This window comes from Weissella sp. ESL1156 (genome assembly GCF_058505625.1).
This window is the reverse complement of record NZ_CP196372.1, coordinates 1,451,125-1,474,877: the sequence shown is the minus strand read 5'-3', so window position 1 is coordinate 1,474,877 and position 23,753 is coordinate 1,451,125. Positions and strand designations below refer to the sequence as shown.

The window sequence follows — 23,753 nt, the reverse complement described above, 5'->3', positions numbered from 1 at the left end:
TTCTTTTGTCCCAACCTCATCAAAAAAGAGCGAGTAATCCAACCACTTTAAGTTGGTAGATTGCTTGCTCCTAAAATGGGTTACAAAAAATTGCAATTAAAGCTGTTTTTTGTCTCACGCCCTTTGATTATTTATTTAAATAATACTACTCTTGCTCATTGTCATCATTTTCTGCACGACGTTGTAATTCAACAACTTCTGCTGGTTGTTGACCATCGGTTGATGCATTTGGTAAGTCTGTCGTTGTTTCTTCTTCGTCAGCTGACTCCGGTATAATATGCTCAACTTTCGCAAATGTTGCAACTGAAGAATCATCATCCAAACGAATGACACGAACACCTTGTGTCGCACGCCCCGTTTCAGAAATTGAATCAACTGTGAAACGGATCATAACACCTTTATTCGTTGTCAACATAATATCTTCGCTACCATCAACAACCTTTAAACCAGCTAATGGCCCATTCTTTTCAGTCACTTGTGCAGTCTTGATACCTTTACCACCACGACCTTTAATTGGGTATTGGTCAACGGGCGTTTGCTTACCATAACCTTTTTCAGTAATAATTAGCACGCGTCCATCCTTGGTCAATACTTGTGCACTAACGACATAATCTGATGGACGCAATGTAATACCACGAACACCAGCAGCAGAACGACCCATTGAACGAACCGCTTCACTATTGAATGATACTGCGTAACCACCATGGGTACCAATAATAATGTTTTGATCACCATCAGTAACCAATACATTAATTAATTGATCATCATCACGTAAGTTAATTGCCTTCAAACCATGAGCACGGATATTACCAAATTCATTAACTGGTGTCCGTTTTACAACACCTTGACGAGTTGTAAAGAATAGATAATCTTCACTTTCACTGGCATCACCACGAACGTTGATAACAGTTTGAACACTCTCACCAGCTTCAATACCTAGTAAGTTAACAACCGGGATACCTTTCGCTGTACGACCATATTCTGGTATCTCATAACCCTTCATCTTGTAAACTTTACCTGAATTCGTAAAGAACAATAATGTATCATGTGTTGATGTCCCAATTAATTCATCAATAAAGTCATCATCATTGACCCCCATACCTTGAATACCACGACCACCACGATTTTGTGCACGGAATTCTGTTTGTGCCATTCGCTTAATGTAGCCAGCATGTGTCAATGAAACAATAATGTCTTCTTCTTCAATTAAGTCTTCATCTTCAATACTTGTTACATCACCAATTTGCAATTCTGTTCGACGATCATCGCCATATTTCGATTGCACCTCGAGTAACTCAGTATAGATAATTTCATCAATTCGTTCAGGTTTAGCTAGAATATCTTGGAAATCGGCAATTGATGCTAACAATCCTTGGTACTCATTTTCAATCTTATCGCGTTCCAAACCAGTCAAACGAACCAGACGCATGTCTAGAATAGCCTGTGCTTGTTTATCTGATAAAGCATAATCGGACATCAACTTCTGCTTAGCAATTTCTGAAGTCTCTGAACTACGAATAATATGAATAATCGCATCAATATGATCTAAAGCAATCCGTAATCCTTCAAGAATATGAGCACGTGCTTGCGCTTTACGTAAATCAAATTCTGTACGACGACGAACAACCTTTTGCTGGTGTTCTAAATAAGCGACCAACATATCCTTTAATCCCAAAAGTTTTGGTCGGCCATCTTGCACCGCCAACATATTGAAACTAAAACTTGTTTGCATCAACGTGTTCTTGTACAGATTATTTAAGACAACAGATGCTGAAACATCGCGACGAATCTCGATTGCAATTCGCGTTCCTTCTTGATCGGATTCATCATTGACACCAGTAATTCCTTCAATGCGTTTATCACGACCTAATTCAGCAATGCGTTCAATTAACTTAGCCTTATTGACCATATAAGGTAGTTCAGTCACAATAATGTGTTCTTTACCAGATTTTTCAGTTTCAATTTCAGTCTTTGCTCGGACTGTAACAACACCCTTACCCGTTTCATAAGCTTTACGAATACCGGATTTTCCCATCACAATAGCACCTGTTGGAAAATCTGGTCCCGGAATTGCTTCCATCAATTCCGTTGTGGTAATATCTGGATTCTTCATCAACATATGAAGACCGGAAATAACTTCGCCTAAATTATGTGGTGGAATATTAGTTGCCATTCCAACCGCAATACCATTCGCACCATTGACTAGTAGATTAGGAAAACGAGCTGGTAAAACAACTGGTTCACGATCAGTACCATCATAGTTATCTTGAAAATCAATCGTATCCTTGTTGATATCACGTAACATTTCGGTCGCAATTTTACTTAAACGCGCTTCAGTATAACGCATGGCAGCAGCTGGATCACCATCAACTGATCCAAAGTTACCATGTCCATCAACCAACATATAACGATACGAAAAGTCTTGCGCCATACGCACCATAGAATCATAAATTGCCGAATCCCCATGTGGATGGTACTTTCCCATAACATCCCCAACAATACGGGCTGACTTTTTATGTTGCTTATCTGGTGTTACCCCTAATTCATTCATGCCATATAAAATACGACGATGAACTGGTTTCAACCCATCTCGTACATCTGGTAACGCACGTGCCACAATAACTGACATGGCATAATCCAAGAAAGATGTTCGCATTTGCTCACCAAGTTTAGCGGGCTTAATACGGCTGTTTTTTTGTTCTTCTTCAGCCATTTGACTTCCTTTCTCTTACTTTAAGTGTTAACACGTCGATAATACTAAACGTCTAGTTCTGCGTATTGGGCATTGTCTTCAATGAACTTACGACGTGGTTCAACCTTATCACCCATCAACATTGAAAATACCATATCTGCTTCAACGGCATCATCCATTTCAACACGTAACAAACGACGAACTGATGGATCCATTGTTGTTTCCCATAATTGACTAGCATCCATTTCACCAAGTCCCTTGTATCGTTGAATAACTGGTTTTGGTGAAGCTGGCAAAGTTGGTAATAATGCTTCCAATTCTTCATCAGCATCTAAATACTTAATAAACTTACCTTGGCGTACTTGATATAGCGGTGGTTGGGCAATATAAATATAACCTGCTTCTAACAGTGGACGCATGTAACGATAAATTAAAGTTAATAGTAGCGTTCGAATATGCGCACCATCGACATCGGCATCAGTCATAATAATTAATTTATGATATTTTGCTTTTGTTACATCAAATTCTGAACCAAATCCAGTCCCCATTGCTGTAAATAATGACCGGATCTCATCATTGGCTAAAATCTTTTCCATTGATGCTTTCTCAACGTTCAAAATTTTTCCACGGATTGGTAAGATAGCTTGCGTTAGACGTTCACGTCCTTGCTTAGCCGAACCACCAGCAGAATCACCTTCGACAATAAATAATTCTGAAATTTCTGGATCTTTTGAGGTATTATCTGCAAGCTTTCCTGGTAAATTAGCAATTTCTAGTCCTGACTTCTTACGTGTTGCTTCACGCGCACGCTTTGCAGCTAAACGAGCCTTTCCAGCTAGAATCCCCTTTTCAACAATTTGCTTTGCAGTTGTTGGATTTTCCATCATAAAACGAGCAAACGTATCTGAAAACATGCGATCAACTGCTGTTCGAGCATCAGAATTACCTAATTTCGTCTTTGTTTGACCCTCAAACTGTGGATCCGGATGCTTAACTGAAACAATCGCTGTTAATCCTTCACGAACATCGTCTCCAGAAAGTGCATCATCATTGTCTTTTAATATTTTATTTTTACGTGCATAGTCATTGATAACACGTGTCAAAGCTGATTTAAAGCCAGTTTCGTGTGTACCACCTTCATATGTGTGAATATTATTTGTAAATGACAATAAATTACTGTGGAAATCATCCGTATATTGTAGTGATACTTCTACAGCAATATCATTTTCCATACCTTCAACATAGATTGGTTCATTAAAAATCACATCTTTATTGACATTCAAGAAATCAACGTATTCTTTGATACCACCCTCGTAGTGGAATGATTCAACAATTGGCTCCTCTGGACGCATATCAGTAATTGAAATGCGAAGTCCCTTATTCAAAAACGCCAATTCACGGACACGATTCATCAATGTCTTATAGTCAAATTTGGTTGTTTCACGAAAGATATCTGGATCTGGTGAAAAATGAACAATTGTTCCACGTGAAACAGGCTCATTCTCAATTGAAACTTGATGCATTTCTGTCTTTACGTGACCACGTTCAAAGTCCATTGCATAACCTTTACCGTCACGTACAACTAGAACATCTAAAGTTGTTGATAGCGCATTAACAACCGAAGCACCAACACCGTGTAACCCACCAGAAACTTTATATCCGCCGCCACCGAATTTACCACCAGCATGTAGAATTGTAAAAACTGTTTCTAAAGCTGGCTTACCAGTTTTTGCTTGAATATCGACTGGGATACCACGACCGTTATCAATAACAGTAATTGAGTTATCTTTTTCAATGGTTACTGTAATATGATCAGCAAACCCTGCTAAGGCTTCATCAATACCATTATCGACAATTTCCCACACTAAATGGTGTAGTCCTTGACTTGATGTCGATCCAATATACATACCCGGACGCTTACGAACAGCTTCCAATCCTTCCAAAACTTGAATTTGACTGGCATCGTAATCATCTGCTTGTGTATGCATTTGTGATACATCTTCTTCAGCCATGTTTCCCTCCTTAAACTTAACAACTAGTAATTTTCGCTAGTATTTTCTACTGCAACATTTTCATCTACCACTAAATGTCCTGAATTGACATGGAATATTTTGGGTTCATGTATCAACTGACGTGCGACATCACTTAATGACGGCGTCGTAATAAATGTTTGAACCTTATCTTGCATAGCAGCTAACAAATGGGTTTGACGACTACTATCTAATTCAGAAAGCACATCATCCAATAGTAATATTGGATATTCGCCCGTTTCTTCTTTCATTAGATCAATCTCTGCTAACTTCACTGCCAATGCAGTTGTTCGTTGTTGTCCTTGTGAACCAAAATTAGCAACATCATGCCCATTCACATCAAAACGCAAATCATCTCGATGAGGTCCTAATAATGTCGTCCCTATCATCATTTCACGTTCAACTAATCGTTCAAAGCGTGCGAACATTTCTTGTTTAACAGTCGCCACATCTTTTAGTGCCTCTGTGTCAAGTTGTGAAACATAATGAACATGTAATTGTTCATTATCTTGCGTAATTGCCGCTTGAATTGGTTGTGCTGCCGCATCTAATTTTTCAATGAGTGTCACTCGCCGCATGATTAATTCACTTGCAAAATTAATCAATTGTTCCGTTAGAACATCTAAATATAATTTGTCAGTTGCTTGTTTACTTTGTAACTGTTTCAGATAACGATTACGTTGTTTCAATACTTCTTTATACTGATTAGCTGTGTATAAATATTTCGCACTCATTTGGCTAAATTCACGATCAATAAAATTACGACGTACGGTTGGTGCACCTTTTACTAAATCCAAATCCTCAGGTGCAAATAAAATCACATTTAATTGGCCAATATAGTTCGCTAATTTTGCTTGATCTAAATGATTGATTCGTGCTTTTTTACCTTTATTTGTGAATTTTAATGATAGTGGTACATCGCTATATTGTCGTGCAACAGTCCCTGCAACCAATGCTTCTTTTGCTTGCCAACTAATTAATTCTTTATCAGTTGATGTGCGGTGTGACCGTGTTAAAGCTAAAACATAGATGGCTTCCAGTAGATTGGTTTTGCCTTGCGCATTCGGTCCTAAAAAGACATTGACACCCGATGAAAAAGTGACATCTAATTTTTCATAGTTCCGAAAGTTGTTTAGTTTTAACGACAATAATTCCATTAGTTTGTACTAGCACCTGTTCCATTAATAACGAAACGTTCACCAGATGGGACAGCAATCACGTCTCCTGGATATAGTTTCCGACCACGACGATCATCAGGTTCTTCATTTACTAAGACCGTATTTTCATGTAAATACCACTTTGCCTGACCACCAGTTGCAATAATGCTCTCTTCTTTTAACAATTGCCCTAACGTTATAAAGGGTGCTTGAATTTGCACTTCTGTTGCCAATATTCCATCCTCTCTACCGCTTGTTAAAACGGCTTTTACACGGTTTCATATTGCCTATATTATACGCCTTTTTTTACCTTTCCACAATCTTATTAAGGCGTCATAGCCTGTCTCAGGTTGTTTAACCTAATTTAAATAAAAAAGCCGAAAAATACTGTTTTGTCGTCAAATAGCATTTTTCGGCTTTTTAAATGTTTTAGTAAGTTCTAACTGGTGTAATTAATTGGATGAAATTTGTCTCATTATTGGTTGGCACTAATGTAAATGGATCTAATGCTGTCTTAAATCCGATTTGAATTTGCTCATCACCAAATGAACGTAATGCTTCACGCATATAATCAGGATTAAATGAAATAGTTAAATCATCCCCGGCTGTTTCAGCAGCAAAAATTTGCTCTTCAACGCGACCGACTTCAGGTGAGTTTGATGAAATCAATGATTTATCACTATTAATTGTAAATTGGATAACATTTGAACGACCTTCATGACTTAACAAAGCTGCACGTTCAATCGTTTGTAGTAAATCACGTGCATTAATCGTCAAAGTTGTTCTTTTTTCTGTTGGAATTAAGCGTGATGCATCAGGATAATTGCCTTCTAACAAGCGTGAATAGAAAGTTGTGTTCTCCCCTAATTGAAAAATAACTTGATTTTCAGCAACACGAACGTCAACTTTTTCAACTTCATCCAACATTGCTTGTAATTGGTTCAGTGATGTTCCTGGCACAATAATGTCTGCATTAACATCAGAATCATCGAAACCAACAGTACGTTGTGCAAGACGATGACGATCAGTTGCAACAGCTGTTAAATTACCACTTGCCAAAATAAAATGAACACCTGTCAAAATTGGTTGGCTAAGTTGTTTTGAAACCGCAATCACAGTTTGTCCAATAATTTCATTTAATGTGTCTGCAGATAATGTCAAATTATTACGAACTTCAATTTCTGGTAAATGTGGATAATTATTCGCATCTTGACCATTAATATCAAATTCTGCATTTTCAGACGTAATTTTTGTTTGTAAACCTGCTGAATTTTTTAATTTAAAATTTTCGCCTGGTAGTCGTTTGACAATATTTGAAAAAAAGGTTGCTGGTAAAACAATGGCTCCTAAATCAACAATTTGTAATTTTGCTTCATCATCATTAACTGGAATTAAGATTTCAATTGAAATATCAGTGTTTGATCCAGTTAATGTTAGGCCGGTTTCATCAAGAACTAATTTGATCCCCTTTAAGATTGTCATTGATGTTCGTGATGAAATAGCCCGGTTAACATTATTCATTGCTTTGATAAAAGCTGCTCGATTAATAGTAAATTCCATAAGATCTCCTCAATGTACAAAAACATAATTATGAAATGCGTTCTTCCTTACTTAATTATAAATAAAAAGATAATAATAATAATAAGGGGTGTGGAAGTTGTGGATAACTCAAACCTATACCATTATACCAATTATTGGTCTATGTATATAAATCTGTGGATAACTAGCTAATGATTAGTGAATTATTCACAAGGAACTTTCTTACCCATTGCTCAATTCTTCACGAATATTTTGCACTTGTTCAGCTAGAATACTATCATTTTCGATGGCATTCTCAATTTTTTCCGTAGAATGCATAACAGTCGTATGATCTTTACCACCAAATGCACGGCCAATCTGTGGTAAAGAATCCTGTGTTAATTCGCGAGCGATATACATTGCGATTTGACGTGGGACAACAATTTCTTTATTACGCTTTTTCCCGTTTAAATCTTGGACAGTGACATTAAAGAAATTAGCAACAGCTTCTTGGATCAATGGAATCGTGATGGCTCGTTGTCGCTTGAAATTCATTGTTTCCAATATAGTACGCGCTGTTTCAACGGTAATTGGCACATTTGAAAAACGCATTTTTCCAACAACTTGATTGAAGACACCTTCTAGATCACGAACGTTGGTATCAACGGCTGCTGCAATTTCATCAATGACATCATTTGGGATGCTTAGGTTTTCTAAGTCAGATTTATTTCTTAAAATAGCAACACGTGTTGGTAGATCAGGTTTTGTAATATTGGCAGAATAACCTTGACCAAAACGGGTGACTAATCGCATTTCTAGACCAGGAATTTCTTTTGGTAATTTATCAGATGTTAAAACGATTTGATGATTTTCACGTGTAATGGCATTGAACGTATTGAAAAACTCTTCTTGGATTTTTTCTTTACCAGCTAAGAATTGTACATCGTCTACCATTAGTAAGTCAGTTGATCGATATTCACGCTTGAAGGCTTCAGTTTCTTTCTGACCACGACGCAATGCTTCAGTAAAATCATTGATAAAGTCCTCAGTCGTAATGAATTTGACGTTAGCATTCGGTGTGCGTTCAAGCACTTTATTACCAATAGCCTGCATTAAGTGCGTTTTTCCTAAACCAACACCACCATAAATGAGTAAAGGATTCCATTGTGTTCCTGGCTTATCGGCAACGGCTTGTGCAACAGCATAAGCTTCGCGATTTTCGTCAGAAGAAACAAATGTTTCAAATCGAAATTCTGGATTTAAAATCGATTGCGTCACAAATTCAGAAGCTAAATTGGCTTTACCTTGTTGTGTTAGCTGTTCATCATCATCTGGTAAATCGAATAACGTCGTTGGTGTTGGTGACACATATGTGACAGAAGGAATAATAAAGGTTGGTTTACCAGTTAAGTTCAGTGTGGCAGTCATTGCTGCTTGCATGAATGCTTGATAATATGAACTACTTGCATTTAACCATTCAGTTGCGACTTGTTCGTATGCCGTTGTTAACTGTAAGGTTACCGTATTATTTTCATTTTCAACCAGTTGCAACGGTTTCAATGTATCAACATAGTTTGTGTATGAAAAGCCTTGTGAAATTGAATTCCGGAGCTCTTCTTTAATGGCATTCCAAAGTTGGATAGGATCCATTTGGTAACCTCCTTAAAAAATTAATTTATCTTTTTGTGGGTTTTCCACAGGACGTTTGCTGAATCTATCTTCTATAGATAGCACAATTCGACAAACTTCATTTTATCAGCAAGTGAATAAGTTTTCCACAAGGAATATGCCTATTATATCAATGTTTTCGCCTCATTAAGTAACATTTTGGTAGATTCACAGGCTGTGGAAATCTTAATTTAAGTTATCAACTGGATGTGAAACAAAATAATGACCCAATTCTGGAAAGTGTGGATAACTTAGGGGAAAAGTGAGAAATTTACAAGCAATTGTTAACAACAGAATGTTGATAGTACAGTTTTTTAAATAGTTTTCCACATATCCACAGGGTATGTGTTAGCAGGTTTTCCCAATATGTGGAACATGTGGAAAAACTGTGGATTGTGGGGAAAACTCACCTAACACTCTGTTAGATTGTCTCTTTTTATTAACATAACGCTCTGTTAGTTTTTGGAAAACTTCTTTAAAAAAAAGGTGCTTCTAAATATAAAGTTTTTTTTAAGGAAAATATTAATCACGTATTATTTGCAATTTAAAATACATAAAGATTATCTAAATGACTTAATTTTCTTGATTTGACGTATCGGTAATGGTACAATTGGATACGAATTGTGGTTTGGCCATGCCAACCGCAGGCCAAATCTAACTACGAATGGGAGGTGTATTCATATGAAGCGTACATACCAACCTAAGAAGCGTCACCGTGAACGTGTGCATGGTTTCCGTAAGCGCATGAGCACTAGCAACGGTCGCAAGGTGCTAGCACGTCGCCGCCAAAAGGGCCGCAAGGTATTGTCAGCCTAATTAGGTCAGGCCTTCTATTAGGATTACTGATAATGATCGCGCATGAGTCGGCTATTTCGGCCGATTCATGCGTTTTCTTTTGTCGTGAAAAAGTTTGGAGCAAAAACAAATGCGTAAGAGTTACCGTGTAAAAAAAGAAGCTGATTTTCAACTAGTTTTTGAGCAGCATCACTCGGTCGCAAATAAAATGTTTATTGTTTACACAATGAGGCGTGAACAACCAACCCACTTTCGTTTAGGAATTTCAATTTCTAAGAAAGTTGGTTTGCGTGGTCATGAGCGTGTGTGGGTAAAGCGTCGTATTCGACAAAGTGTTTTGGAATTCAAACCCAAAATGCGTTCGGATATTGATATCCTTGTGATAGCGCGACCAGCAGCACATGATCAAGACATGGCGATCATTAAAAAGAATTTAGAACACGTTTTTAAATTGGCAAATGTTTTTGTCGATGATGAAGCGGAATAAAAACTACTATATATGGAGAGAACGAATGCAGACTGCTAAAAAAATGTTTACCATGCGTTCGGCTATTACTGCAATTGTTGCGTTGTTGATCATGATAGTTGCGGCCGTCATGTATGATGGGCATGTTACAGGAAATGGTTTTTGGCGTGGTATAATTATCGCTAATTTTTCACGTTCAATATTGGGTGTATCAGCCTGGTTTGGCAATAACTATGGTTTTGGTATTATTATTTTTACGTTATTGATTCGGTTATTGATTTTACCGTTGATGGTTTATCAAACTGGTTCAACGCGTAAGATGCAAGAGATTGCACCTGAATTAAAAAAATTACAACAAAAGTATTCAAGTCGTGATCCTGAAACAATGCAGGCAATGCAAGCTGAACAAAAGAAGTTATATCAGGAAGCTGGTGTTAATCCGTTTGCCAGTTTTATCCCACTGCTTGTCCAAATGCCAATCTTGATTGCGCTATATACGGCTATTCGAACAACGAAAGTATTGGAAACAGGCACATTTTTCTGGGTACAGCTGGGTGAGCGTGACCCTTACTTTATTTTGCCAATCTTGGCCGCCCTATTTACCTTTGCGTCATCATATTTGATTATGATGGGTCAACCAGAAAAAAATGGTATGACAACGTCAATGACATATGTCATGCCGATCATGATTTTTATCTTTGCGATCTCAGTACCTTCTGCCTTGTCACTTTACTGGGTGATTTCAAATGCATTCCAAGTTGCCCAAACGTGGACGATTCAAAATCCATTTGAGATTCGACGAGAGCGTGCAGCAAAGAAAGAAGCTGAACGTGCTAAAGAGCGTGCTATTCGTAAAGCGGTCCGTCGCCATAAGCGTTAATATAAGTCATCTAAAATAGCAGTCTACGAAATTATTCGTGACTGTTTTTTTGTTTGGTCATCTTAATCTATTTTTAATTTAGCACCTCTATGGTTAGAATTATGGTAAAATTAAGCATTAATAATATTATGTGTAAGGAGCGTACCCATGAAAACATTTCGTGAATTAATGTCTTGGGTTATTCCAATTCTGTTAGGATTACTTATCGCTTTTGGGATAAGGTCTGTTTGGTTTACTATGGTTCGAGTTGATGGTGCGTCAATGGAACCAAATCTAACCAATAACGAACGCGTCTTTGTTTTTAGAACTGATAAATTAAAAACAGAGACGATTCACCGTGGTAGTGTCATCGTATTTGATGCTCATGGTGAAGATCCAACAGCAACTGAAAGTAAGGATTATGTAAAACGTGTGATTGGATTGCCTGGTGATACGGTTAGTGCTGTTGACGGTGTTCTAAAAGTCAACGGAAAAGTTGTTGATCAAAAATATATTTCTGAATCTGAACAATTAGCAACCAATACGGTCAATCAAGTTGGTAATTGGCAATCACTTAAGCAATTAGGTAATCGTCAAGGTTGGACAGGTCAAAAAACGGTTAAAGTGCCAGCTGGTAAATACTTTGTGTTAGGTGATCATCGAACAGTTTCTAATGATTCTCGTTATTGGGGATTTGTCGATAATAATAAAGTGCTTGGGGTTGTTAAAGTGCCATTCTGGGGAAATACAACTAAGAAACAAAATATTAATACGGCTTGGAAATCATATTTTGAATAAGTAAAATTGAAATTAGAAAAATAAGAGGTTGGAACATGTTCTTTTGTTCCAACCTCTTATTTTGTGAAAACAACAGTTATTTTTAACGTCTTAACACGGTGACGATTAATAATCGTGCCGTTTTAAACAGTGTATACTAAGGGTGAATGGAGGTACTGTTATGCAATTAGGATTAAAGGCTAGTACGAATAAACGTCAAATTGATGATCGACTACAATATCATCCTGATGTCTTTGAATTTCATTTAACGGATCAAGATTTTACAACTGATGGTTGGGAACACTTTTTAAAGATGGTCTCATATGTTAGTGATCAAGTGCCTCACATCGTTTTTCATCATCCTATGAAATGGCATAATCAACGTTGTGAGCTATATACGAATCCAGCAGTAAACCCAAATCTGTATCAATTTGTTATTCAAAGTGCAGCACGTTTAATAAAATTGGCAGCACAAACCAATAGCTATGCCCTAGTGCATGGCGCTTATAAGTCTGCTATGAGTGATATTACAAATCAGTGGCCAACGATTACACTCGCTCAAGATGCCGTTTTTCATGAAATGGATCGGTTAAGAGAAATTGCGCCCGAACATGTTGTTTTTGAAAATGGTATCTCACCAGTTTACGGATATGGTGATCCTGAAATAGAGAATCGAATCGTTCAAGCGAACTTCCCCTTGGCATTTGATATTAGTCATGCGTTCATTACCGTTCATGCTGATAATGATGCACTGATAGCAAGCTTACGACACCTGAAGCCGCAAGTGAAACACTATCATTTGGTTGATTCGATGGGAAAAGATCATGATAGTTTACCATTAGGCAAAGGACGAGTGGATTGGCAGCGCGTTATTGATGAGATAAATCCGTCAGCTAGTTGCATCTATGAAATTAACTTAGCAGATCAATGGCATTGCCAAGAGATGATTGCCAGTCATCAATACTTAACACATATTGTTTGCGAACACCAAAGCGCATTAAAATAAGTAATTTTCGTTATCATCTCACAGAAATTAACAGTAGAAATAATATGAGTTTCTATTACTAATTTCTAGGAAAAATTTTTTTATGCGAGACGCAACCCTCTCATTAAAAATTCGGCTGCTTCTTGACTAACACGAGTCACATCGATCGTATAGTTCGTAGAAAAAATTAACGGTGCAAGATAACTACCAATGGTTCCTAGAATATATTGGCATGTTCGACTGATCTGCCAATTAACAATTTGACCCTGTTGTTGGTAGTATTCAAAAATTATGTTTAATTTCTCCAAGTTCAAATTAGAAATATTTTTGATAATTTGTTGGCGAATTTTGTCATTAGTCATTGATTCACGAATCAAAATACGAATTTGTGGCAAATTATTAATAAAAAATTGTAGTCGATTTTGAATGATATTTTGTAAAAATTCTTGAAAGTGAAGAACTTTTAGTTTTGTTAGTTCATTGATAAATTCATTTGCAACATTAGGCATCACTTCATTAATGATTGAATCAATCACAACTTGTAATAATTTTTTTTTGGTCTTAAATTTTTTATAAACGGTGCCTTCTGCGACACCAGCTAACTTGGCAATATCACTAGTACTCGTATTTTCAAAGCCTTTTTCGGAAAATAGCATCAAACATGCTTGCAAAACGGCTTTTTGTTTATCAGAAATATTCATTTCAGTCAAGCTTTTATTAAATAGTGTTGAAATATTGTTAGTCATAGATAATTTAATTTCCCCTAAACTTCACGATAACGGCGCATATCATTGAGATTCAAGACCAAGAATAGGACAGTAAAAGCTAATAATGCTAATAGATCTGGCCAAATTTGGGTGATACCAAATCCCTTAGTTACAACAGCGTTCATTGCATCGGCACCATAATAGAGTGGCATAACATGGCCAATTGCTTGTAACCAGCCCGCCATTTGGTCGATGGGGATGATTCCTGAGAAGAAGACTTGTGGAATAACAACAATTGGAATGAATTGCATCATTTGGAATTCTGATGTTGCAAAAGTTGAAATAAATAAGCCCATTGTTAGGGCAATCGTAGCCATTAGAACATTAATCAAGATGACATGCCAAATACTACCCAAGATTTGAATATCAAAAATGTAGATACTATATACAATAATCAATAGTGTTTGAATCAGCGCAAAATACCATAACCACTTAAGTAGCCAGTAATAATTTCACCACGTTTGATGGGTGTTGCTAATAGACGCTTTAATGTACCGGTTGTTCTTTCACGTAGTAGGGCGATTCCTGAAATCAAAAAAACAAAGAAAAAGACGACAAATCCCATCATAACTGGCAAGAAAGCATCAAAAAAATTCGTGTCTTTGTCACCATAAATGTAGTGTGTGCTAACCGAATAGGATTTCGTTGCATTATTTTTTTGTTCAGGTAATGTGGTTTGAACATTTGCTTGCGTACCGGTTTGTTTTGCAAGTATTGCTAGTTGTTGCTGTAATTTTTGAATCGCTTCTTTTTGTGTTTTTAAAGCCGTTACTGAAGCCTGTGTTTTTAGTTTAATTTGACCGGCTTGCAAACTTTTTTTAATAATTGAACTTTTGGTTTGATTACTATTTTGTAGCGTTAGAGTTAATTTATTGTCTTTTTGTGTCATGACAGCAGCATAGTCATGATCATGGATCAATTGTTTTGCTGAATCATCAGAAGAGATATGATGTATTTTCAGATTGTCATTGTGAATAGCTTTCACAAGCGTTGTGTCAACATTTTGAACGGCTAAATCTGCTGTTTAATCGTCATTAGATTGAAAAAGAAAATACATCAAAGTAAGAATCAGTAAGGGTGCGATAAACATCATGGCTAAAGTTCGTTTATCTCGCAACATTTCTTGTAAAATTCGCTTAATCATTGCTAGCGTGCGCATCTTGATCCCTCCCTGCTTTTAAAAAGACTTCCTCAACACTGTTAACTTTATATTCTTTTATTAATTTGGCTGGTTGGCCCTGCGCGATGGCGACACCATTGCGAATCATCAACAGACTGTCTGATTCTTCAGCATCGTCCATAACGTGGGTCGTTAAGAGAATTGTTTTGCCTTCATGACTTAATCTGTGTAATTCTTGCCAAATTTGTTGTCTTAATTCAGGATCGATGCCCACAGTTGGTTCATCCAAAATGAGGATTTCTGGATTGGCAACTAAAGCAATGGCTAAAGATAAGCGTCGTTTCATACCGCCGGAATAGTCACTCACCTGTTTATCTAAATCTTCATCTAAATTAACAACTTTTGTTGCATAGTCAATTTGCGTTGGTAACGCTTTTTTATTCATACCTTGCATTTGTCCAAAGAAAATCAAATTTTCTCGAGCAGTTAATGATTCGTATAAAGCATCAGCTTGCGCCATAAAGCCAATTTTAGCCAATATTTTGCGATTAGGCATAGCTGTCCCTCATACAGTAACAGATCCTTTTTTCGGTTTCGACATGCCCATGATCGTATTAATGAGCGTGGTTTTCCCCGAACCACTTGGACCAATTAAACCTAAAATTTCACCAGATACAATCGATAAATTAATATCGCTAATAACAATATTTTTCCCATAACCTTGGGCAAGATCTTTTATTTGAATGATTTCTCCCATGTTGTCACCCCTCTGATTATTCTTTGTGACACTGTTACCTTTAAAAGTGAGTGAGCATTCACTCCTTCGATGTCAGCGTAACATGACACTGAAAGAATGTAAAAAGATTAGCTTGTCATTGTTTGATTTGTTGATAAGCAGACAGTAAAAAACACCAATGACAATTTTGAAATTGATCCATTGGTGTTTTTACTGTCTGTTAACCAAATAATCGTCCTAAATTGGTTGGATGATTGTTTGGTTGGCTATTTTGAGCAATTGTAGCGGTGTATCAAATGCTTCAGAAAGCAAATCTATTTGTTTTTGCATTAGGACAGCAGATTCGCTGATTAGGTCAGCAGAGCGCCGTAATAACCAAATGTGTTGGCTGTACCGAAATGCCTGATTTAAATCATGAAGCACCATTAAAACGGTCATTTGTCGTTTTACTTGTAGTTGTTGCAAAGTTTTTAAGAATCGTTCTTGAAAATGCAAATCTAAAAACGTTGTTGGCTCATCTAAAATCAATAAATCTGGTTGTTGTTGTAATACGAATCCTAACCAGGCAAGCTGTTGTTGTCCACCAGACAAATCAGACATTTGTTGATTTAATAACGGCGTCAATTGCAAGGTTTCGATGACTTCTGTATCCATCGTTGCATGACTAAGTTGTAGTAATTCACACACAGTTAAGGGTTCGTATAACTGGTTATGTTGAGATAATACAGCAACGTGCTTGGCTTGACTAATGACTGAACCATGGTCAGGTTGCAGTTCGTTGGTTAGTAATTGAATTAAAGTTGATTTACCAACGCCATTTGGACCAATCAATGCAGTAATTTGATGCTCAGGTAAGTACGCTGATACATTATTTAATAACTGATGATTACCACGACTAAAGGAAAGATGATCAAGGTTGAGCATGATGACCTCCTTTGATTAACATTAGACCAAATAACGGACCACTAATTGCTAATAGAATGGCACTGGTGGGTAGTTCCTTGGGTGCCATGACTGTACGTGCAATGGTATCGGCATTAAGCAATAACAAGCTACCCCATAAAGCGGTAGGCCAGATTAACTGCTGACTTTGTTGTTTTGGACTCATAAAACGGGCAATTTCTGGCAAGATGGCTCCTAGAAAGAACACTATACCGATGAGACTGGTTAGTGCCCCAGTCCATAAACCAATTGCCAGCAGGATAAACCAAATCGTCTTCTCTTCTGAAATACCAAGTAGTTTGACTTGCCGAGAAGGGAGCGCAAAATATTTCAAATTTGGCCAAACAAAAGTGATCAGGATACAACCAATAATCGTCATCATGAATAATTGCATGACTTGTGGCCAGCTCACCGTACTTAGTGAGGGTATTGGAACTCCCAAACCTTCACTAGCAATATTAGTGAGTGCTTGAAAAGTCATGGCTGTTGCAATTCCCAATAAAATTAGACGCAATGGTGGTTGATGTTTTGGTAGTACAACGAACCAAACGGCTGTCAATACTGCTCCAGCAAAACTACTTAGCAAAACGTTGACGTTTAACAAATGTGGTAAAAGCACCAAGAAAGCAATCAATAGAAATTGACTACCATTCATAATACCTAAAATAGATGTATCCACAAGTTGATTACGTAAAATGCTTTGTAGCAATAACCCACTAATACCAATGAGTGCCCCACCTAATACCGCGACAAGAATTCTTGGTAACCGGTAATTAATCATTAATTGCCAAGTGTCATGATTACCTTGAATAATTTTCATCAAAGAAATTGGTGTACTACCAACGACAAGTGCGACCATGATACTGATAACCACTAAGATGGCCAAAATAAATCGATAATATTTTGACATGATCGCCTCCTATTTTTTAAGCCAAGTACGAATTTGTTGATAAGCTTTAGGCGCATTTAAATTAGCAGTCATACCAAATGTTGGTTCCTTTGCTCGGTAAATATGACCTTCTTTAACGGCAGGAACTGCTTGCCATGTTGATTGCGTGAACAGTGAGTCAAAATTTTTGAAAACACTACCAGGCATTGCATGAGCCATCGTGATGATGACCGTTGGTTGCGTTTGGGCAATTTGTTCAGCATTCATCGTGACGAACGGACTGGAACCATTGCCAACCACATGACCACCAGCTTTAGTAATTAAATCACCGACATAACTATGTTTCGTGCCAACTAAGAATGAGCCACCGGGCATTCCCATTAATAACAAAACATTTTGATGATGCTTGGTATGTTGTTGTGGTAACGACAGTGTGTGATTTAATTTTTTAGCAGCAGTTTCTCGATGGTAAGTTTTACCAAGAGAAGTAATTGCTGACTGTAAATTCGATAATGTATTAAAGTTCAACTGATGATGTTTAATATGATCACTATCTAACTTTTGCTGATAATCAGAAGCAATCGCCGTATCTAAATACACCAAGTCAGGTTTTAATTGACCAATTTTTTCCAAGTTTGGTGCCACATGATTACCTACTTGTGGTAAATCACGATATTTTTTAGGTAGCGATTGTTGATCACCAGGTGTTGGTACACCCACTAAAGGCACGTTTAACTTATCAAATATTTGGGCTTGTGCATTTGTTGTCACAATAATTCGCTTTGAAGTTGTCGTTTCGTGAACTGGCCGCATCATTAGCCAAACCCAGCCAGCACTAATAATTAATAGTATTAACAATAAAATAGTTAATATTTTTTGTTGTTTTCGCATCGTCACTTACTTCTTTTTCTTCAAATTAAAGACAAGACCAAGAATGATACCTAAGACTAAGCCACCGCCAACGATACCAACGATTGGTAGTTGCGTACCCTGATCTTTGTGTTTTTCTTCAGTAACTTGAGTTTTATGTTTTGCTTTTGAAGTTGATTTGTTAGTTGATGACGACTTGCTACTTACTGCATTAGTGTTGTCATTGTCATTTTGAGAACTTGAGCTAGTGACAGATTCACTTGTACTATTTGTTGTGACTGATGAACTGCTGGATTGTGAATTAACCTGTTGACTAGAAGATGTTGATGTAGAGGCAGCAGGTACTTTAGAGGTATCTAATACTAAACCAACAATGTAGTTATGATGGTAATTGATACTGTCGACATCAACTTTAATTGCAGCATTGTGACGAGCGCTTAAGTTTGATGTCACGAAACTATAAGTAATCGTCTGTGAATTACCAGATTGGCTACGTGATACATTTGCTCCTGCACCATCAATGTTCAGTACTTGAACAGGATAGTCACCAAGATCTTTACCAGTTGTCACAGTTGACGTTACAGTATAGGTATTATTACCGTTTGCCGTCACTGTCGCAGAATGTGAAAAGTACGCTGCTGCATAAGAAGTATTAGATGTACCATTTTCTAGTACTTGCATAGGAACAGTATATGAGTCTGCATGAACAGCAGTTTGCATACCAAACATACAAAGTATTAATGCGAATAGTCCAAGGACTGCTCGAAGATATTTATTATGAAACATTTGCCTACCTCATCTTAAAGAAATTCGTCAAAAGGGCGACACCAACGTAACCCAATGCAGCAGCTAGAATACCACCAGCAACAATTAATACGTTACGTTGTGTCGTATTATCATTTTTAGAATCATCTTGGGTATCTTTAGTGACTTGAGTGGCATGACTATTTTTCTTAGCATGTGAGTTGGTATGTGACTTGGCTTTAGCGTTATTTTGCGTATTACCTTTAGAAGTAGTTGTTGCATTATTTAAAGGTGTAAATGATGTTCCACGTGAAACATCTGAACTTAATGGGCTAGTTGTGAGACCAGAATCATCTGGCAAACCAGTTGTTGGTTGCGTGGCTTCACTAGCACTACTCAATGCACGGCCAATTACCAAGCGAATCGTATAGATGTGATCGTATTGAAGCGGTGAGGTAAACTGAACGTGAATTTGCGTTGCAATAGGTGCTTTAATTTCATTTTCTGAGAATTGAAGCTCGTAAGTTGATTGATAGTAGTTACCGGTCTTAATCGTGCTAATCTGCTTAACTTGGTGACGACTATCCATGAATGAAATTGGATTACGCCCCATCATAACAGGTGTATGTGTTGTGACATATCCAGTGTATGAGCCATTCTTATTGTGACGCAATTGAATAGTAGGTAGGAAATATTGTGCAGCAACTGAAGTACTATTACTATTACTCTGCAAAATCGTCAATTGATGCAAAACAGTATCTTGCATAGCAGATTGTTGACCGGTTGGTAATGCTAGTGATGATGGTGCTGTAGTTTGTTGTGTATTACCTGTTGGATGGTAATTTCCAGCATCTTTGGCAAGGTCAAAAACAATATCAGCCGATGGATTTTCAGTAAAGTTAAGTTGAGCAACATAAATCTTCATTTGCGCATTCATGGTTTTCGTTAAATCACTAGCGGGTATTGTAACTGTCCAACCATTTGCAGAACTATGAGCGGTCCTACCATTCACAGAGAATTGTTTCATCAACGACATAGCACCATTCTTAGTTGCAAAGTAAATTGTAGCCTGTCCGTTTTTAATCGTCACCTTAGCTAAATCAGTCATGTATTGATTCATAGTTGAAACTGTGCTTGTACCGGTTTTGTATACATGGTAACGAACGTTGTTGTAGACACCATCGTGAAGAGCAGTTGTTAGTTTACCGTCTCTTTGAACATCATGTTGAGCTGGTGTTGGCTTAGATTCTGAAGCAGCACTAGAAGAACTCTGACTAGATTGACTTTTAGAAGCAGCACTAGAAGAACTTGCATCATTTGAAGATGAACTATCAGTTGTATCACTACCAATATTTTTGATACTCTTCATATCAAAAACAATATCTGCAGATGGCTTTTCAGTGAAGCCAATTTGTGAGACATAGACTGTCATATTGGCTTTCATTGTCTTAGTTAAATCTTTAGTTGGTAATGTGACAATCCAAGAATTATCCTTCATTTGTGCTTTGGCACCATTGACAGAAAATTCCTTCATCATTGACATGGCATCGTTCTTAGTCTCAAAGTTGATGGTTGCCTCACCATTTTTAACAGTCACTTTGGCTGATTTAGTCATGTAGTTAGCCATGGCCGAATCAGTCGTTGTCCCTGATTTGTAAACATTGTAATTTATAGCATACTTACCATCTTTTTGAATATCGGGTTGAGCTGGTGTTGGCTTAGATTCTGAAGCAGCACTAGAAGAGCTTTGACTCGATTGACTAGTAGAAGTAGCACTAGAAGAGCTTTGACTAGGCTTGCTTGTAGAAGCAGCACTAGAAGAGCTTTGACTCGGTTGACTAGTAGAAGTAGCACTAGAAGAGATTTGACTAGGCTTGCTTGTAGAAGTAGCGCTAGAAGAACTTTGGCTAGACTGACTTGTAGAAGCAGCACTAGAAGAACTTTGGTTAGATTGACTTGAGGAAGCAACACTAGAACTTGATGAATCATCCGTTGCGACATTTTTGACACTTTTCATGTCAAAGACAATATCTGCACTAGGTGTTTCTGTGAAGTTAATTGCGGCAACATAAATTGTCATCTCAGCAGTCAGTGTTTTATTCAAATCTTTAACTGGTAAGGTCACAACCCAAGAATCATCTTTGGCTTTTGCCGTAACGCCATTGATTGAGAATTTCTTCATCATTGACATCGCATCGTTCTTGGTTGCGAAATCAATGGTAGCCTCCCCATCTTTAACGTTTACTTTGGCTGATTCAGTCATGTAAGTTTTCATCGTTGAATCGTCAGTTGTTCCTGATTTGTAGACATTATAATTAATAGAATAAGTGCCGTCTTGCAAGATGTCTTTATCAGATGTGGCTGTCGATTCTGATGATGAACTAGATGAGCTGTCATTATCACTTGGTGCATTGATCAATGCGGGGGTCATATCAAAAGTGATATTTGAACTATAACCCTTGCTTGGACTCATTGGTACACTGGTAAATGATGCAATTGTTACTTTACCATCTTTATCTGGTATCAAGTCCTTGGTAGGAATAGTAAAATCAACGGATGTTTTACCATCTGTATCCTTAGTTTGACCGTCAAAAGTGACACTTGGAACCATTGACATTATGTCAGGAACACCATATGTGACTGAGACAACACTTGTTTGATCACCAATTTTAACGTTAAACTTTGGTGCAAAGAACTTATCCATTTGACTGTCAGGGCTAACATTAATTTGATAGTCACCAGTTTTGAATGTGTCTTGCGTTGCTGTTAGATCACCAACGTTAAAGGTTAGATTAGATGGATAATCGTGGACATGTCCCATAGCGTCAACATGAGTAGTAGACTTTAAGGTTACTTGTCCATTTTTATCAGCTTGTAAATCCTTAGTTGGTATTGTAAAGGTTGTATCTTGACTAGTCACTGACTTCTTTTGACCATCAAGAGTGATATAAGGAATCATCCCAACTGTTTTGTCATCCAGAAGACTGATTGTGACGTCAGTTTTATCCCCTTTGACATTAATGTGAGCAGTTGAATTGAAGAACTTGTCCATGCCCTGATCAGCAGTCATTTTAATTGCTTCACCAGCTGAAACTTGATTACTATCGTTATTGTCAGTTGTTTTGCTTTCATCAGTTTGTGAATTGTTAACTGTTGATACGGTTGTGTCATTATCAGAAACTGATGTTGTAGAAGAAGACGACACACTTGTGGATTGGCTATTCTTGGTTGAAGATACTGATGAAGTTGGTGAACTAACTGACGTTTGATCATTATTTGAACTAGTAGTTGTTTCAGGCTTGAATCCCTGAATAGCTAAACGAATGTCATATTCATGGTCATAATTCATCATTGGAATGTTCACATGAATTTTCGTTTTGATTGGTTGACCACTTGCTAATTCGTCAGCGGTTAATGTTAGGCGATAAACTGTCTGGTTGTACCCATTTTTTTGAGTGGTCCCCATTTTAACAACTTGATGTTGGGTATCCTCGCTTGAAATGGGGTCGTCGCCGAGACTAACTGGTGTATTAGATGTTAAATAGGCATAATAATTACCATCAGCCAGTTTCTCTAATGAAATCGTGTTTAAATAGAATTGGGATGCAGTAGAAGTTGCATCACTATTTCCCTGCAAAATTTTCAAATCATAATTCTTTTTAGTTGTTGCAGCTTGAGTTGTTTCAGCAGCATTAATGACCGTATTAACACTTGAAACAGTTGTTGTTGCTAGCATACTTCCAAGAACAACCGTTGAAAACAGTGTTGCAGTTCGTGAAAAAGTACTCATATCTGTCCTAAAACTCCTTTTATTATATTTTATTTGTTCAGTTTACAAGACTTCACACAATATTCATGAAAAGTTCATAATCGAACATGGTCAATTTTAAAGGTTATTTTTAGGTTAATCAAGTTATTTAAATCGAGAGTCTGAATATAATTAGTGATAAAATGAATTAAAGAAAATTTGCGAGGTTACCAATATGAAACAGACGTATGCGATTGTTGGTTTGGGCCGGTTTGGTAGCTCATTACTAGAATCACTAATAGAAGCTGATCAGGAAGTTTTAGTTATTGATAAAAATCCCAACCTAGTTGAGAATTATATGGATATTGCAACACATGCAGTCATTGCAGATGCACAGGATGAAGATGCATTACGAGATTTAGATTTAGCAAGTTTTGATCATGTTGTTGTTGCTATTGGGCATAATCAGCAGGCATCGATTTTAACAACGATTCTATTGAAAGATTTAGGTGTTCGTCACGTTATTGCGAAAGCTGAAAATAATTTGCACGCTCGTGTACTAGACAAAGTTGGTGCTGATCAGGTTGTGAGACCCGAAAATGAAATGGCCCATCGTTTAGCTGAACAATTGATGACACCAAACTTGCTTAATTTTATTGACTTAGGTGATAAACATTCATTAGGTGAAATTAAAATCGGTAATTTACGTTTTGCAAACAAAACGATTGAAGAGATCGACATTAGAAAAAATTATGGTCTTAATATCATTGCAATTCGTTCAGAAGACCGAGTCGTTATTACACCCGAACCTGATGAAGTGATTCAGGTTGGGGATGTGTTAACAGTTGCGGGTGAAACGAAAGATGTGAAGCATTTTGAATCGTTAGTTGCCAAAATTAAGTAATTATCAGTGAATCGCTATTGACTATCAAACTTAAACGTCCTATAGTTAGACATACTAATTGATGTCTTGGTGAAAAAAGAGACTGT

Annotated in this window: 18 protein-coding genes and 2 pseudogenes; 6 read left to right on the top strand and 14 right to left on the bottom strand. The window is 37.2% G+C overall.

Annotation, left to right across the window (positions count from 1 at the left end; translation table 11 throughout):
* Positions 1-145: 145 nt before the first annotated feature.
* The 6 genes from gyrA to dnaA form a co-directional block, all read right to left on the bottom strand.
* Positions 146-2,713 (bottom strand): DNA gyrase subunit A, encoded by a 2,568-nt coding sequence (gene gyrA, locus ACSKY2_RS07585; RefSeq protein WP_489877335.1) that lies wholly within the window; start codon positions 2,711-2,713, stop codon positions 146-148.
* Positions 2,714-2,757: 44 nt separating this feature from the next.
* A complete protein-coding gene (gyrB, locus tag ACSKY2_RS07580) occupies positions 2,758-4,704 on the bottom strand; it encodes a DNA topoisomerase (ATP-hydrolyzing) subunit B (protein WP_489840406.1) in 1,947 nt (648 codons plus the stop codon).
* A gap of 23 nt (positions 4,705-4,727) precedes the next feature.
* A complete protein-coding gene (recF, locus tag ACSKY2_RS07575) occupies positions 4,728-5,879 on the bottom strand; it encodes a DNA replication/repair protein RecF (RefSeq protein ID WP_489877334.1) in 1,152 nt (383 codons plus the stop codon).
* Positions 5,879-6,112 (bottom strand): S4 domain-containing protein YaaA, encoded by a 234-nt coding sequence (gene yaaA, locus ACSKY2_RS07570; RefSeq protein ID WP_489877333.1) that lies wholly within the window; start codon positions 6,110-6,112, stop codon positions 5,879-5,881. The genes recF and yaaA overlap by 1 nt, the downstream gene beginning before the upstream one ends.
* Positions 6,113-6,308: 196 nt before the next feature.
* Positions 6,309-7,439 (bottom strand): DNA polymerase III subunit beta, encoded by a 1,131-nt coding sequence (dnaN, locus tag ACSKY2_RS07565; protein ID WP_489877332.1) that lies wholly within the window; start codon positions 7,437-7,439, stop codon positions 6,309-6,311.
* A gap of 201 nt (positions 7,440-7,640) precedes the next feature.
* On the bottom strand, positions 7,641-9,047 hold the full coding sequence (dnaA, locus tag ACSKY2_RS07560) for a chromosomal replication initiator protein DnaA (RefSeq protein ID WP_489840410.1): 1,407 nt from the start codon (positions 9,045-9,047) through the stop codon (positions 7,641-7,643).
* A gap of 699 nt (positions 9,048-9,746) precedes the next feature.
* Here dnaA and rpmH point away from each other — a divergent pair.
* The 5 genes from rpmH to ACSKY2_RS07535 all read left to right on the top strand — a co-directional run bounded on the left by rpmH (position 9,747) and on the right by ACSKY2_RS07535 (position 12,968).
* Positions 9,747-9,881, top strand: coding sequence for a 50S ribosomal protein L34 (gene rpmH, locus ACSKY2_RS07555; RefSeq protein ID WP_002828338.1), 135 nt, complete (start codon positions 9,747-9,749; stop codon positions 9,879-9,881).
* Between the two features lie 109 nt (positions 9,882-9,990).
* The gene (rnpA, locus tag ACSKY2_RS07550; RefSeq protein WP_489840411.1) at positions 9,991-10,347 is read left to right on the top strand and encodes a ribonuclease P protein component; all 357 of its coding nucleotides are present in this window, start codon (positions 9,991-9,993) and stop codon (positions 10,345-10,347) included.
* A gap of 25 nt (positions 10,348-10,372) precedes the next feature.
* Positions 10,373-11,206: a YidC/Oxa1 family membrane protein insertase gene (locus ACSKY2_RS07545; RefSeq protein WP_489840412.1), complete on the top strand. Its 834-nt coding sequence runs from the start codon at positions 10,373-10,375 to the stop codon at positions 11,204-11,206.
* A 147-nt stretch (positions 11,207-11,353) separates the two neighbouring features.
* Entirely contained in the window at positions 11,354-11,983 is a 630-nt protein-coding gene (gene lepB, locus ACSKY2_RS07540) for a signal peptidase I (protein WP_489840413.1), read from the top strand.
* A gap of 160 nt (positions 11,984-12,143) precedes the next feature.
* On the top strand, positions 12,144-12,968 hold the full coding sequence (locus tag ACSKY2_RS07535; protein ID WP_489877331.1) for a sugar phosphate isomerase/epimerase family protein: 825 nt from the start codon (positions 12,144-12,146) through the stop codon (positions 12,966-12,968).
* A gap of 80 nt (positions 12,969-13,048) precedes the next feature.
* On the opposite strand, the gene ACSKY2_RS07530 is transcribed toward ACSKY2_RS07535, so the two are convergent.
* From ACSKY2_RS07530 to ACSKY2_RS07495, 8 genes and pseudogenes are all read right to left on the bottom strand, one after another.
* Complete coding sequence (locus tag ACSKY2_RS07530) at positions 13,049-13,693, bottom strand: TetR/AcrR family transcriptional regulator (RefSeq protein WP_489877330.1); 645 nt, start codon at positions 13,691-13,693, stop codon at positions 13,049-13,051.
* A gap of 17 nt (positions 13,694-13,710) precedes the next feature.
* A pseudogene (locus ACSKY2_RS07525) lies at positions 13,711-14,873 on the bottom strand (ABC transporter permease).
* Positions 14,851-15,591, bottom strand: a pseudogene (locus ACSKY2_RS07520) (ABC transporter ATP-binding protein). Before ACSKY2_RS07520 ends, ACSKY2_RS07525 begins: the two co-directional pseudogenes overlap by 23 nt.
* A 216-nt stretch (positions 15,592-15,807) precedes the next feature.
* Positions 15,808-16,494, bottom strand: a complete 687-nt coding sequence (locus ACSKY2_RS07515; RefSeq protein WP_489877329.1) for an ABC transporter ATP-binding protein — start codon at positions 16,492-16,494, stop codon at positions 15,808-15,810.
* Positions 16,481-17,422: a FecCD family ABC transporter permease gene (locus tag ACSKY2_RS07510; RefSeq protein ID WP_489877328.1), complete on the bottom strand. Its 942-nt coding sequence runs from the start codon at positions 17,420-17,422 to the stop codon at positions 16,481-16,483. The genes ACSKY2_RS07515 and ACSKY2_RS07510 overlap by 14 nt, the downstream gene beginning before the upstream one ends.
* Before the next feature lie 9 nt (positions 17,423-17,431).
* On the bottom strand, positions 17,432-18,292 hold the full coding sequence (locus tag ACSKY2_RS07505; RefSeq protein WP_489877327.1) for an ABC transporter substrate-binding protein: 861 nt from the start codon (positions 18,290-18,292) through the stop codon (positions 17,432-17,434).
* A 6-nt stretch (positions 18,293-18,298) separates the two neighbouring features.
* Complete coding sequence (locus ACSKY2_RS07500) at positions 18,299-19,057, bottom strand: NEAT domain-containing protein (protein ID WP_489840423.1); 759 nt, start codon at positions 19,055-19,057, stop codon at positions 18,299-18,301.
* 4 nt (positions 19,058-19,061) lie between these two features.
* Complete coding sequence (locus ACSKY2_RS07495; RefSeq protein ID WP_489877326.1) at positions 19,062-22,805, bottom strand: NEAT domain-containing protein; 3,744 nt, start codon at positions 22,803-22,805, stop codon at positions 19,062-19,064.
* A 193-nt stretch (positions 22,806-22,998) separates the two neighbouring features.
* Between ACSKY2_RS07495 and ACSKY2_RS07490 the strand changes: the two genes are divergently transcribed.
* Positions 22,999-23,667 carry a potassium channel family protein gene (locus ACSKY2_RS07490; protein ID WP_489840425.1) on the top strand — a complete coding sequence of 223 codons (669 nt, stop codon included), beginning with the start codon at positions 22,999-23,001 and terminating at the stop codon, positions 23,665-23,667.
* Positions 23,668-23,753: the final 86 nt, after the last annotated feature.